Origin of the sequence: Burkholderia sp. BCC0419, from assembly GCF_902830285.1 — a bacterium.
GTDB lineage: Bacteria > Pseudomonadota > Gammaproteobacteria > Burkholderiales > Burkholderiaceae > Burkholderia.
Map to the genome: position 1 here is coordinate 111,311 of NZ_CADESR010000001.1, position 12,878 is coordinate 124,188.

General features: G+C 64.9%; 13 protein-coding genes. 12 read left to right on the forward strand and 1 reads right to left on the reverse strand.

What is annotated here, in order from left to right:
- Positions 1-515: 515 nt before the first annotated feature.
- A complete protein-coding gene (locus HWW87_RS00490) occupies positions 516-1,499 on the reverse strand; it encodes an NADPH:quinone reductase (RefSeq protein ID WP_175818812.1) in 984 nt (327 codons plus the stop codon).
- 141 nt (positions 1,500-1,640) lie between these two features.
- Here HWW87_RS00490 and HWW87_RS00495 point away from each other — a divergent pair, with 141 nt between their 5' ends.
- The 12 genes from HWW87_RS00495 (at position 1,641) to HWW87_RS00550 (ending at position 12,832) form a co-directional block, all read left to right on the forward strand.
- Entirely contained in the window at positions 1,641-1,976 is a 336-nt protein-coding gene (locus HWW87_RS00495; protein WP_175818813.1) for a helix-turn-helix domain-containing protein, read from the forward strand.
- 521 nt (positions 1,977-2,497) lie between these two features.
- Positions 2,498-3,751 (forward strand): MFS transporter, encoded by a 1,254-nt coding sequence (locus HWW87_RS00500; protein WP_175818814.1) that lies wholly within the window; start codon positions 2,498-2,500, stop codon positions 3,749-3,751.
- Between the two features lie 160 nt (positions 3,752-3,911).
- Entirely contained in the window at positions 3,912-4,841 is a 930-nt protein-coding gene (locus HWW87_RS00505; protein ID WP_175818815.1) for a LysR family transcriptional regulator, read from the forward strand.
- A gap of 115 nt (positions 4,842-4,956) precedes the next feature.
- Positions 4,957-5,451 (forward strand): hydroxyquinol 1,2-dioxygenase, encoded by a 495-nt coding sequence (locus HWW87_RS00510; protein WP_174431903.1) that lies wholly within the window; start codon positions 4,957-4,959, stop codon positions 5,449-5,451.
- 37 nt (positions 5,452-5,488) lie between these two features.
- Entirely contained in the window at positions 5,489-6,508 is a 1,020-nt protein-coding gene (locus tag HWW87_RS00515) for a hydroxyquinol 1,2-dioxygenase (protein WP_175818816.1), read from the forward strand.
- A gap of 62 nt (positions 6,509-6,570) precedes the next feature.
- Entirely contained in the window at positions 6,571-8,037 is a 1,467-nt protein-coding gene (locus tag HWW87_RS00520) for an aldehyde dehydrogenase family protein (protein ID WP_175818817.1), read from the forward strand.
- A gap of 7 nt (positions 8,038-8,044) precedes the next feature.
- Complete coding sequence (locus tag HWW87_RS00525) at positions 8,045-9,112, forward strand: maleylacetate reductase (RefSeq protein WP_175818818.1); 1,068 nt, start codon at positions 8,045-8,047, stop codon at positions 9,110-9,112.
- Between the two features lie 108 nt (positions 9,113-9,220).
- Positions 9,221-9,532 (forward strand): YciI family protein, encoded by a 312-nt coding sequence (locus HWW87_RS00530; RefSeq protein WP_059830296.1) that lies wholly within the window; start codon positions 9,221-9,223, stop codon positions 9,530-9,532.
- 3 nt (positions 9,533-9,535) lie between these two features.
- Positions 9,536-9,871: a Rieske 2Fe-2S domain-containing protein gene (locus HWW87_RS00535; protein ID WP_175818819.1), complete on the forward strand. Its 336-nt coding sequence runs from the start codon at positions 9,536-9,538 to the stop codon at positions 9,869-9,871.
- Positions 9,872-10,060: 189 nt separating this feature from the next.
- Positions 10,061-11,149 carry a porin gene (locus HWW87_RS00540; protein ID WP_175818820.1) on the forward strand — a complete coding sequence of 363 codons (1,089 nt, stop codon included), beginning with the start codon at positions 10,061-10,063 and terminating at the stop codon, positions 11,147-11,149.
- Between the two features lie 184 nt (positions 11,150-11,333).
- Positions 11,334-12,149 (forward strand): MipA/OmpV family protein, encoded by an 816-nt coding sequence (locus HWW87_RS00545; RefSeq protein ID WP_175818821.1) that lies wholly within the window; start codon positions 11,334-11,336, stop codon positions 12,147-12,149.
- An 8-nt stretch (positions 12,150-12,157) separates the two neighbouring features.
- Positions 12,158-12,832, forward strand: a complete 675-nt coding sequence (locus HWW87_RS00550) for a response regulator transcription factor (RefSeq protein WP_175818822.1) — start codon at positions 12,158-12,160, stop codon at positions 12,830-12,832.
- The last annotated feature ends 46 nt before the right edge of the window (positions 12,833-12,878 follow it).

Below are 12,878 nucleotides of genomic sequence, written 5' to 3' on the forward strand. Positions count from 1 at the left end.
TAAACGAATGCACTCGTAAATTCGCGGTGAAGAATATCAATCTCGAACCGGATGTGAAATGAATTTTTATTTTTAGATAGGTTTTAATATGGGGTGAAACGGTTATTGACGTTTTTGATAATTATTTTATTTGATGAAGGTCTTAATTCGGCGCGTGTTGGTCGCGTCTGGTAGGTGGGTGTGGCAATCGAAAAGGCGTTTTTCTGTTGACTAATCGAAGGTGGGTTATTCAGAAATAGTATTTGTCCCGTATCGAATAAATCACGCCGCGTTGCGGGATCCGAAAAGATGCGAATGGGAGCGTCGCTGCCCGCGCTCGGCACCGGCTTCCTGCCGCGCGTGATCGCGTCGTTCGACGCGCGGCGTGTTGTCAGGCAGAAAGGGGGGGCGGGGGGAGTCGGCAGCGGCCGCGTGTCGTCAGCCGGCCGGTCGCGCGGTGGCCGCGCAGACGCTATACGAGCGATGCGCCGTGCGTCCCGAGCCGCGTCGGCGATGACGCGTGAAGGCCAATCAAATCAGTTGTGCACCAGCACTTTCCCGATGACCTGGCCGGATTCCAGCGCCTCGTGCGCGTCGACCACCTGTTCCAGCGGCACCTTCATGCCGATGCGCGGCGTGTAAGCGCCGGCGGCTACGCATGCGTTGATGTCCGCGATGGCGGCCCGTTTGGCTTCGGCGGCCACATGATAGATATAGACGAAACGCAACACGCAACCGTGTGTCATGGCCTTCAACAGCGGCACCGACAGTTCGTCCGTTGCATGGGCCGTTGCGTAGGCGCTGATCACGCCGCCCTGCGACAGGCACGCGAGGTCGATGTCGAGGTTGGATTTCAGGTCGACGTCGACTATACGGTCGACACCGAGCCCGCCGGTCGCGTCGCGAATGGCACGCGCCAACGCCGCGTCGTGTCGGTCGAGCACCAGATCGGCGCCGTTTGCTGTCGCGATGGTTGCCTGTTCGGCGGTTCTGACCGATGCCGAGACCCATGCGCCCGCCCATTTCGCCAACTGGATCGCCGCGCTGCCGACCACGCCCGCGCCACCGTGCACCAGCACATGCCGCCCCGCCAGGCTGCCGTCGGCGAACAGGCAGTGATGCGCGGTCAACGCCGGAATGCCCAGTGACGCGCCCACGTCGAACGACACGTGGTCGGGCAGGCGCACCGCATGGCTCGACGGCACCACGACGAACTCCGCCGCCGTGCCCGCGGCGCGGCCATATTGCGCTTCGTAGATCCAGACCCGCTCGCCGAGCCGGTCGGGCGATACGTCGACGCCGACGGCATCGATCACGCCGGCGCCATCCTGATGAGGCGTGATGCGCGGGTAGGGCATCGCGGACGAGAACCCGCCACGCGCTTTCACATCGGTCGGATTCAGTCCCGAGACCGCGATGCGAACGCGCACCTCGTTCGGCCCGGGCTGCGGCATCGGCAATTCACCGACGCTCAGGACATCGCGGGCGGCACCCTGGCGCTCGTAGAACGCTGCTTTCATCTGTTGTGCTCCATTTGATTTGGCAAAAGGGGCATGCAACGCGGTCTCGACTGCAGCCCGGGAAAATTCTGGGCTGCAGGGATATCGATGGCAAGTAAGTACGACTTTGATATATAGGGCAAATTTTTATACTATCGGCCTATGGAAAAAACCGATACGAACGAATACCGATGCACGGTGGAGGCGACCGTCGACGTGATTGGCGGGAAGTGGAAACCGTTGATCATCTACTACCTGCTCGGTGGGACGAAGCGCTTCGGCGAGTTGCGTTCCGTCATCGGCGGCGTCACGCAACGCTCGCTGACGCTGCAGCTTCGAGAGCTTGAAGCGCACGGTATCGTGTCCCGCGAAGTGTTCGCAGAGGTCCCGCCTCGTGTCGAATATTCGTTGACGGACGTGGGCCGCACCCTCGCGCCCGTGCTCGATGCGATGAAAAACTGGGGCGACCGCTACGTTGCGCGAGGCGAGTCGCGGTAAGTGCATGCGGATACGGGCCGGCCGGCGCCGATGGCCGGCGGCTTGCCGCGTCGCGACCGAAGGGCGACAAGCGCCGGCGTGAACTATGCGCTGGGGCCCTTCGGCGTGGGCGCGGCTTATACGAACGAGAAAGATGGCCCGGCGCCGGACGGCTGTCGCATGGCCCGCGCGAGCGCGGCCCTGCGTGGATGCTCGCAATGTCCATGCGGGATTTCCCCGTCACGCACGAGCGCACACCCCATTCACCTCGCGTACATCCGCCCGACGCTTTCCCGCCGCCCCATCCCGCCCACGCCTCCCGATTATTTGCGTTTCGCGAATGGCGCGTTCGCCGGTTGTTCCATACCCGATTGGCGGCCTAGCACCTATCGTGGTGGCGTCGGCTGAGCCTGTTCGATGCGTCGAATCCGAACGCCAGCCGGCACTTCCTCGCGATTCGCGTCGCACACAAAAACCATCGGACCCGCCCATGCGCAGGCGCTGCGGCGCGCGCAGGCGAACCGGCGTCCACGGAGACGGACATGAAAGCAAACGAGTGGGATACCTCATACGAGTGGAAGGCGGTGACGCTGCTGGCGCTCGGTTTCGGGCTGGTCGGCCTCGACCGCTGGCTCATCGCGCCGCTGTTTCCTTCGATCATGAGGGACCTCAACCTGACCGCGCAGGACGTCGGCAACTGCATCGGCGTGCTCGGCCTGTCGTGGGGCATCTTCGCGGCGCTGATGGGCGGCATCTCGGACAAGATCGGCCGCCGGAAGGTGCTGATTCCGGCCATCGTCGCGTTCTCGCTGCTGTCGGGCTTCTCGGGGCTCGCGGGCGGCCTGCTCGGCCTGATGGCGATTCGCGGACTGATGGGCGTCGCGGAGGGCTCGTTCTGCCCGACCAGCTTCGCGGCGACGGCCGATGCATCGCATCCGCGGCGGCGCGGCCTGAACCTCGGCCTGCAGCAAAGCGGCTTCGCGCTGTTCGGGCTCGCACTGTCGCCGATCATCGCCACGCAGTTGCTCGGTTTCGTGTCGTGGCGCTGGGTCTTTGCGCTCGTGGCCGTACCCGGCCTGATCCTCGGCGCGATCATGTTCTTCGTGATCCGCGAGCCGAAGGTCGCGAAGGACGTCGCGTCGGAGCATGCGCCCGCGTCGCTCGGCCATGTACTCAAGAGCCGCAACATTCTCGTGGCGATGGCCGCGCTGTGCTGCGCGATGACCGGCGTCTTCGTGCTCGGCGCGCTGCTGCCGCTGTACCTGACCGATTACCTGTCGCTCGGCACGCAGAAGATGGGCCTCGTCGTATCGGCGATCGGCTTCGGCGGCTTTCTCGGACAGTTCGGGTTACCGGGCCTGTCCGACCTGGTCGGCCGCCGCATCGCGAGCATCGTCGGCTTCGCGGGCACGGCCGTGATGCTCTACGTCTTCCGTGGCCTCGGCCCGCAGCCGCTCGCGCTGTTCGGCGTGCTGTTCGTCGCATCGTTCTTCACGCTCGGGCTGGTGTCGCTGCTGTCCGGGCCGGTGGCGACCGAGGCCGCGCCGGTCGGCCTCGTGTCGACGTCCATCGGCGTGGTGGTCGGCGTCGGCGAGATCTTCGGCGGCGGCATCGCGCCGGCGATGGGCGGCTACGTTGCCGCACACTTTGGGATCCAGAACATTCTGTGGCTGCCGATGGGCTCGGTGCTGCTCGGCATCGTGGTCAGCCTGTTGCTGAAGGAAACCGCGCCGGCCGTGCTGCAACGCCGCACGGTCGTGCAGCCGGGGCTGGCCACCGGAGAGCAATCGCGGTAATGCCGGCGCGGGCGTACCGGCGCGGGCATACCGTCGAATGCCGGTGTCGGTGCGTCCGTCGATTGACATCGATTCGGTGACACAGTGACGCCGTTCGCATGACACAGCCCTTTGTTCGCACAGGTAAACTGCCGGTTTCGCTGTCGAAAAAGGGCGCGGTATGGACCGGTTCCTGAGCATCGAGGCATTCGTGAGGGTCGCGGAGGCGAGCAGCTTCGCCGAGGCGGCGCGGCAGCTGGGTGTGACGAGTTCGGTCGTGACGAACCGCATCCAGCAGCTCGAGAAGTTCGTCAACGCGCCGCTGTTCCACCGCAGCACGCGCCACGTGCGGCTGTCGGAAGTCGGCGAGACGTTCTATCGCGAGTGTGCCGAGGTGGTGGGCCGCGTCAACGAGCTGACGGACCAGATGCGCGAGCTGCGCGCGACGCCGACCGGGCGGCTGCGCATCCAGATGCTGCCCGGTTTCGCGCTCGATCACTTCGGCACGCCGCTCGCCGCATTCAATCAGCGCTACCCGGGCATCCAGCTCGACATCATCGTCAACGATCGCGTCGTCGACCCTGTCGAAGAAGGGTTCGACATCGCGTTCCAGATCTTCCCGCCGATTTCCGAGTCGCTGATCGAGCGACGGCTGTTCACGGTCAGGCGCCTCTTCTGTGCATCGCCCGCGTATGTCGACGCGCATGGTGCACCACAACATCCGCGCGATCTGCTGCAGCACACGACGGCGCTGTATTCGGGCTACCCGTCGCGCAACCGCTGGACGATGACGCGCGGCGACGAGATCGTCGAGATGGAGTTGCCGGGCATGATTCGCTCGAACTCCGTTCATCTGTTGCGCGAGTACGCGCTGACCGGCGGCGGCGTCGTCTGCCTGCCGACGCTGGTGGCAAGCGATGCGCTCGTCGCGGGCCGCCTGGTGCCGATCCTGACCGACTACCAGCTCGCGCCGCTGAGCTTCGCCGCCGTTTATCCCGCGACGCAGCGACAGGCGTTGAAGGTGAAGGCGCTGGTCGAATTCCTCGCCGAATACATCGGCGACGAGCCCCCGTGGGATCTGCCGCTGCTGGCGCGCGGCTGGGTGCGTTGACCCGCGCGGATTATTCGCGAAACGCAAATGCCGTAATCGCCATCCGTTGTCTTGTTGCCGCTGTTCGTTGCCCCTAGAGTGGAATCCAACAAGCGGTTCAACTCAGGAGACAGCAATGACCAGCACGGCATTCCATACCGTCTTCGGCTCGCTCGATGGTTACCGGAAGGGCGAGATCGAAATCACCAGCGGCAGCGCGCAGCATTACGCCTTCTCGAACGTCTTCGAGGTGGCGTCGAAGTCGGCCCCTTACGAAAAGGTCGTCGCCGGCAAGAACCTCGAATACGTGATCGAAGTGTTGCGGACCGACGGCCAGTCGCCGTGGTTCGCGTGCGCGCATGACGAGTTCACGATCCAGATGGACGGCGAAGTCCGGATCGACTTCATCAAGCTCGACGATCCGCCGCAATCGGGCCGCGGCACCGTGCGCGCGGGCGCGCATCCGGCCGGCCGAAACATGGGGTACGTCGTGTTGCGCCAGGGTCATCAGGCGCTGCTGCCGGCCGGCTGTGCGTATCGCTTCACAGCGAGCCGCCCGGGTGTCGCGCTGGTGCAGACCGTGCTCGGCGAGCTGTCCGTCGAGAAGTGGGCCGAGATCTGCCTGCACTGACCTTCCGACCGCATTCGACTATTCCAGGAGACACGTTATGGCCACCCTCGAGACCCTCGACCTTTCCACGGGCTTTGCCGCCGATCTGGTGCGATCGACCGAAGCCGATGCCGTCACCGGCTACCGCCGCTTTCAGCTCGGCGAATTCGCGTTTCAGCGCGACGAATATTTCGTGAAGATCAGCTGGCCCGCGAAAGGCCGGACGCGCACGCATGCGATGCCGGCGGACGCATTCCTGCGCGCGATGATGCGCGACGTCGCGTGGGGCTTCTTCTACGGCTGGGTGAATTTCGATCACGTATTCGGCACGCGCAATCACTACGGCAAGGTCGACATGTATGCGGGGACCTTCAACGGCATCCTGAAGGACGCCGGCGTCGACTACACCGAGACCTTCGACACGCCGACGATCATGGCGACCTTCAAGGCGATGCTGCACGACTGGACCAACGAAGGCTTCGACCCGTTCGCGGCGCCCGAGGAAACGGGCACGGCATTCGGGCGCAAGCACGGCGAGAACGGCTCGGCGATCGAGCGCACGCGTATCGCGACGCGCCGCATGCCGGGCCTCGAAGGCGACTCGCCGCTGCGCGACGAACTGCCGGTCAACCGCGCGTTTCTCGACGTGGTGCAGGACGAGCCGGAAGTGCATGTCGAGCCGGGCTTCGAAGGCGAGCTGCACGCGTTCAACCTGTTCAAGTACCTGTCGCGTTCCGACGTGACGTGGAATCCGTCGGTCACGTCGGTGTGCGGGCGCAGCCTGTTCTGCCCGACCACCGAGGAATTCATCCTGCCGGTCTTCCACGGCAACGACCGCGTCGAATGGTTCCTGCAACTGTCAGACGAAATCGTATGGGACATCGGCGACAAGAACACCGGCGCGCCGCGTGCGCGTATCACGATGCGGGCCGGCGACATCTGCGCGATGCCGGCCGACATCCGGCACCAGGGCTATTCGACGAAGCGCTCGATGCTGCTGGTCTGGGAAAACGCGACGCCGGATCTGCCGCAACGCTACGAGAGCGGCGAGCTCGCGCCGTACCCGATCGCGTTCTAGGCCGCGCTTCAGTTTCCGCTGCAGCTTCCGCTTCCGCTTCCGCATCCCACCGAGGACGATTCATGCAAACCCAACTCTTCATCGACGGGCGCTTCGTTGACGCCGTCGATCGCGGCACGATCGACGTGCTGAACCCGCACGACGGTTCCGTCATCACGAAGATCGCCGCGGCCACCGCGGCGGACGTCGATCTGGCCGTCGAAGCCGCGACGCGCGCATTCCCGGCATGGTCGGCGATGCCGGCTGCCGAGCGCGGCCGTCTGCTGCTGCGCCTGGCCGATGCGATCGAAGCCCACACGGAGGAGCTGGCGCAGCTCGAATCGCTGGACACCGGCCACCCGATTCGCGATTCGCGTGCGCTCGACGTGCCGCGCACGGCAGCCTGCTTTCGCTATTTCGGCGGCATGGCCGACAAGCTGCAAGGCTCGGTGATTCCGGTCGAGACCGGTTTCCTGAACTACGTGCAACGCGCGCCGATCGGCGTCGTCGGCCAGATCGTGCCGTGGAATTTTCCGCTGATGTTCACGAGCTGGAAGATGGGCCCGGCGCTGGCGGCCGGCAACACGGTGGTGCTCAAGCCGTCGGAAATCACGCCGCTGTCGACGCTGCGGATCGTCGAGCTGATGGCCGAGGTCGGGTTTCCTGCCGGCGTCGTCAACATCGTGCCCGGCTACGGGCATACGGCGGGCCAGCGGCTCGCCGAACATCCGGGCGTCGGCAAGATCGCGTTCACCGGATCGACGGCGACGGGCCGGCGAATCGTCGAAGCGTCGCAGGGCAACCTGAAGCGCGTGCAACTGGAACTGGGCGGCAAGGGCGCCAACATCGTGTTCGACGATGCCAATCTCGACGCGGCCATCAACGGCGCCGCGTGGGCGATCTTCCACAACCAGGGGCAGGCGTGTATCGCGGGGTCGCGGCTCGTGCTGCACGAACGCATCGCGGACGCGTTCCTCGAGCGCTTCGTCGCGCTCGCGTCGTCGATCCGGATCGGCAATCCGCTCGACGCCGACACCGAGATGGGGCCGCTGACGTCGAAGCAGCACCTCGATCGCGTGCTGTCGTATGTCGACGTCGCGCGCGAGCAGGGCGGCCGCGTGCTGACGGGCGGCAGCGCACCGCAGGACCCGGCGCTCGCCAATGGCTACTACGTGCGCCCGACGATCATCGAGGCGAGGCGTGCGACCGATCGCGTTGCGCAGGAGGAAGTGTTCGGCCCGTTCGTCACCGTGCTGCGCTTCGGCAGCGACGAAGAGGCGCTGGCCATTGCCAACGCAACGGAATACGGGCTCGGCAGCGGCCTGTGGACCAACGACCTTTCGCGTGCACACAGGATGGCGGCACAGATCAACGCGGGCATGTGCTGGATCAACTGCTACAAGCGCGTCAATCCGGGCAGCCCGTTCGGCGGGGTGGGCAAGTCGGGCTACGGCCGCGAGATGGGCTTCGAGGCGATGCACGACTACACGGAAGCGCGCTCGGTGTGGGTCAACGTCGACGGCAACGTGCCGCCGCATTTCAAGCGCTGAGGCTCGTATGGAGCGCTTCGTCTATCAGGGCACCCCGTCGCGCGTGGTCTTCGAATGGGGCGCGCTGGCCCGGCTGCCGGACGAGCTGTCGACGCTCGGCGCCCGCCGTGCGCTCATTCTGTCGACGCCCGAGCAACGGCATCTTGCCGATCGCGTGAAGGACGTGTTGGGCGAACGTGCGGCCGGCGTGTGCGCTGAGGCCGTCATGCACGTGCCGGTCGAAGTCGCACGCGCGGCGCGCGAGACGGCCGCCGAACTCGGCGCGGACTGTTGCATCGCAATCGGCGGCGGCTCGACGATCGGGCTCGGCAAGGCCATCGCGCTCGAATCGTCGCTGCCGATCGTCGCCGTGCCGACGACCTACGCGGGCTCGGAGATGACGCCGATCTACGGACTCACCGAAGGCCGGTTGAAGCGCACCGGGCGCGATGCGCGCGTGCTGCCGCGTACCGTGATTTACGACCCTTCGCTGACGTTGTCGCTGCCGCCGGGCATTTCGGCGGCGTCCGGTGTCAATGCGATCGCGCACGCCGTCGAGGCGCTCTACGCGGAAGACGCGAACCCGGTCATCAGCTTGATGGCGGAAGAATCGATTCGTGCGCTCGGCGAAGCGTTGCCCGTCGTGGTCCGCGATCCGCAAGACCGCGCGATGCGCAGTCGCGTGTTGTACGGCGCGTGGCTCGCCGGCACCTGCCTCGGTGCGGTTGGCATGGCGTTGCACCACAAGCTCTGCCACACGCTCGGCGGTACGTTCAACCTGCCGCACGCGCAGACACACGCGGCGATGTTGCCGCATACCGCGCATTACAACCACGCCGCGGCGCCCGACGCGCTGCGTCGCGTCGCGCGGGCGCTAGGCGGGCACGACGCGGCGGAAGCCGGGCCGCTGCTGTTCAGGCTGAACGCGCAGCTCGGCATCGCGCCGGCGCTCGCCGATATCGGGATGCCGCAGCAGGGGCTCGACGAAGCGGCCGATCTTGCGTGCAGAAATCCATACGCGAACCCGCGGCCGATCGAACGCACGGCGATTCGCGCGTTGCTTCAGCACGCATGGGAAGGGCGCGCGCCGCAGTGAGCGGCCGGATGGGCCAACGGAGAACGACGTGATGAATGACCAGATCGGCGTGAACGGCTTGCACCGCGAAGCGACGCTCGGCTTCGTCCTCAATCGGAGCTGATCGCCATGGCGCGTTTTTTTGCGGTGTTTGCCACCGACCAGCCGGGCATGCGCGACGTGCGCGACCGCATGCGGCCGATTCACCGGACGTATCTGCGCTCGGCGGCCGAGCATGGCGTGTATGTGCGGCTCGGCGGCCCGACGCTGGACCCGCAAGGCGATGCGATGAACGGCACGCTGCTCGTCGTCGAGGCGGACGACATCCACGCGGTGATGCGGTTCGTCGGCAACGACCCGTATGTGAAGGAGGGCCTGTTCTCGCATGTCGAAGTGCGTCCGTGGGACTGGAGCCTCGGCAACCCCGAGCAAAGGGTGTGAGCGATGGAAGCGAAACAGCTCTGCCGCGTGTCCGATGTGCCCGACGGCGGCGCGCGGGTCGTCGACGAAGCGTGTATCGGGCGGCCCGTCATCGTGGTGCGGCGTGGCGAGCAGGTGTGGGCGTACGTGAATCGGTGTCCGCACTTTTCGGTGCCGCTCGATTTTGTGCCGGGCCATGTGTCCTGTTATCGGTCGCAAGTGTTGATGTGTGCGCATCACAGTGCGTTGTTCCGGTTCGATGATGGGGTGTGTATCGACGGGCCTTGCGCGGGGGCTGGACTGGAAACGGTGGCGGTCGAAGTGGATGCCTCGGCGTGGATCGTTTCTCGGGGCGTTTGATCCGCCGGCTTGAATCGTGCGGATCGGCACCGGGTCATCGGGGAATTCTTCGAATTTATAAATCAGTAAAACTAATTATTAGCGTTGATGTGACTGCCTGAATCAACGCGATTTTCTACGAAGCAATGAGCAAGCACCCGCCCCGCAGCGGGTGACGGACGCGTATTTTCATAAAAAGATGGAGACGACATGAAACTCAGGTTTGGCGTATTCGCAGTGCTTGCCGTGGCGCAGGGCGCATGGGCGCAAGGCAGCGTGACGATGTTCGGGCTGATCGACTCCGGCATCACGTATGTCAGCAACGAGGGCGGCGGAAAGAACGTCAAGTTCGACGACGGCATATTCGCGCCCAACCTGTTCGGCTTGCGCGGCACCGAGGATCTCGGCGGCGGGTATCGCGCGACATTCGCGCTCGTGAACCAGTTCTCGATGGCGAACGGCAGCATCATCGGGACCGGGATTTTCGGGCGCAACGCATACGTGGGCCTCGAGAGCGACCGGTTCGGCAGCATCACGCTGGGCAATCAGTACGACTTCATGGTGGATGCGCTCTTTTCAAAGGGCAATGCGATTTCGCGGGACATTTCCGGGTTGTACGGCTTTCGGAACGGCCCGTTCCAGCGTCTTGCGCTTCCGGGCAACCCGACCGGCGCGTTCGACTGGGACCGCACGGCAGGCAGCAAGCCGATCGCGAACTCGGTCAAGTACAGCTCGCCGACGGTGGCCGGTTTTTCCGGCGGCGTGATGTATGCGTTCGGTGGCGTGGCCGGCTCGGTCGGCGCGGACAACGCCGTCAGTGCCGGCGTGAACTATGAGCTGGGGCCGTTCGGCGTGGGCGCGGCCTATACGAACGAGAAGTACGGCCCGGCGCCGGGCGTGCCGTCGACCAGCGTGCGCAACTGGGGTGTCGGGATGCACTACGACTTTGGGGTCGTTGTAGCGAAGGCGCTGATGACGACCGTGCGCAATTCGTTCAACGATGCCGGCGTGTGGATGGCCGAGGCCGGCGGCTTGTGGCGGATCAGGCCAGACGTCGTGCTGGGCGCGAAATACATGTACATGAAGGGCAATGAAGCGGTGAACGACAACCATGCGCATCAGGTCAGCGTCGCGCTTCAGTACCTGTTGTCGAAGCGGACGATGGTGTATGTGTCGGCGGATTATCAGCGGGCGAATAGCGGCGCGAATGCGCAGGTGAACGGGGTGCTGGATCCGAACGGGGCATCGAGTTCCGCGAGTCAGGCGGTGGCGCGGGTGGGGTTGCATACGGTGTTTTGACGACGCGCATTGCCACGTTCCTCGAGGACGCAGGGCGAAACAGGCTCGCCTTGCGTCGATATTTCCCGCCATTTGATTTTCCCGCACCGTCCGCAGTGCGTCGATATTTTTCCTGGTAAGTGAGCGGTAAGTCGACTGGTCCTACAGTAGCCCCCGTTTCGACCCTCGACTCCAGGAAACGATTGTGAAAATTGCCTCCCGCCGCGAACGTCCGCTATTGCTGCTTGCCGCTTCATTCGCACTTTCATCTGTTTCCGCGTGGGCGGACGAGGGCATGAGCCCGCCCGACCCCGACAATACGGGGCTGACCATCCTCAACCACGCGACGAACGTCACGCATTGGGGATTGGGCGCCGGCGTCGGCATCGAGCCGTCGGCCTACAAGGGCGACGGCACCCGCGTATTGCCTTTTCCGCTGCTCTACCTCGACAACAAATGGGTGCAGGTCATCGGCACCACGGTCGATCTGAAAATCGGCAGCTGGAGCGGCGTCAATGTCGCGCTGCGTGGCCAGTTCTCGCTGTTCGACGGATACAAGGGCTCCGACGCACCGATCCTGAACGGCATGGAAAATCGCAAGGGTGCGTTGTGGTACGGCCCTGCACTGTCATGGAGCACGAGCTTCGGCACGTTGTCGGGCAGTTTCCTGCTCGGCGGAAACAAGGGCGAGCGCGCGAAAATCGGCTTCGAGAAGGCATTCGCTCTCGGCGCATTCTCGATCACGCCACACGTCGGCGCGGAATGGCTGAGCAACAAATACGTCGACTACTATTACGGCGTGCGACCATCGGAGGCGCGTGCCTGGCGCGCCGCATACAGCGCGGGTTCGGCCGTGAACGTGTCGGCTGGCACCCGTATCGACTACCAGATGACGAAGCAGCAGACGATTTTTCTGGACGTGGGCGTGTCGCGTCTCGGTGACGGCATCACCGACAGTCCGCTCGTCGGCAGGCGGTACGTTCCCGAGGCAAGGATCGGCTACATGTATCGGTTCAAGTGAGTGCGAGTATGCCAAGAGTGGCGATTGTCGAGGATCACGAGCGCCTGGCCGGCCTGTTGTCCCAGGCGTTGGCCGCGGCGGGCATCGAATCCGATCGGTTCGGCAATGCCCGGGAGGCTGCTTACGGTATCGACCAGGCCGATTACGCGCTGCTGATCGTCGACCGCGGATTGCCCGACGGAGACGGCCTGACGTTCCTGCGCACGCTGCGCGCGGCGGGGCGCATGATGCCTTGCCTGATGCTGACGGCACGCGACGCGTTGCATGACCGCATCGACGGACTCGAAAGCGGCGCCGACGACTATGTGACCAAGCCGTTCGAAATGAGCGAACTCGTTGCACGCGTACGCACGCTGATGCGGCGCCCGGCGCTGCTCACGACGCTCGTCGCCTCGTTCGCGGATGTGACCGTGGACCCGGCCCAGCGCGCGATGCGCTGTGGCGACCGGATGGTACTGCTTGCGCCGGCCGAACTGCAGGTCATGCTCTGCCTGATCGAAGCCGGCGGCCGGACCGTCCGGCATTCGATACTCGAGCATGCCGCATGGGGGCTCGCGGAGGCGGTCACGCCGAACGCGCTCGAGGTGACCGTGCACCGCTTGCGCAAGAAACTGACGGCGATTGGTGCAACGATGCGGCTCACCAATATCCGCGGCGCCGGCTTCGCGCTGCGGGACGCGTGACGATGCTTCGCCGCGTTTCGCCAGTTGCCGCTCCCTGGTAAAAAAA

Coding starts and splice junctions, on each gene's coding strand:
- HWW87_RS00490 (WP_175818812.1), bottom strand. CDS start 1,499: ATGAAAGCAGCGTTCTACGAGCGCCAGGGTGCCGCCCGCGATGTCCTG.
- HWW87_RS00495 (WP_175818813.1), top strand. CDS start 1,641: ATGGAAAAAACCGATACGAACGAATACCGATGCACGGTGGAGGCGACC.
- HWW87_RS00500 (WP_175818814.1), top strand. CDS start 2,498: ATGAAAGCAAACGAGTGGGATACCTCATACGAGTGGAAGGCGGTGACG.
- HWW87_RS00505 (WP_175818815.1), top strand. CDS start 3,912: ATGGACCGGTTCCTGAGCATCGAGGCATTCGTGAGGGTCGCGGAGGCG.
- HWW87_RS00510 (WP_174431903.1), top strand. CDS start 4,957: ATGACCAGCACGGCATTCCATACCGTCTTCGGCTCGCTCGATGGTTAC.
- HWW87_RS00515 (WP_175818816.1), top strand. CDS start 5,489: ATGGCCACCCTCGAGACCCTCGACCTTTCCACGGGCTTTGCCGCCGAT.
- HWW87_RS00520 (WP_175818817.1), top strand. CDS start 6,571: ATGCAAACCCAACTCTTCATCGACGGGCGCTTCGTTGACGCCGTCGAT.
- HWW87_RS00525 (WP_175818818.1), top strand. CDS start 8,045: ATGGAGCGCTTCGTCTATCAGGGCACCCCGTCGCGCGTGGTCTTCGAA.
- HWW87_RS00530 (WP_059830296.1), top strand. CDS start 9,221: ATGGCGCGTTTTTTTGCGGTGTTTGCCACCGACCAGCCGGGCATGCGC.
- HWW87_RS00535 (WP_175818819.1), top strand. CDS start 9,536: ATGGAAGCGAAACAGCTCTGCCGCGTGTCCGATGTGCCCGACGGCGGC.
- HWW87_RS00540 (WP_175818820.1), top strand. CDS start 10,061: ATGAAACTCAGGTTTGGCGTATTCGCAGTGCTTGCCGTGGCGCAGGGC.
- HWW87_RS00550 (WP_175818822.1), top strand. CDS start 12,158: ATGCCAAGAGTGGCGATTGTCGAGGATCACGAGCGCCTGGCCGGCCTG.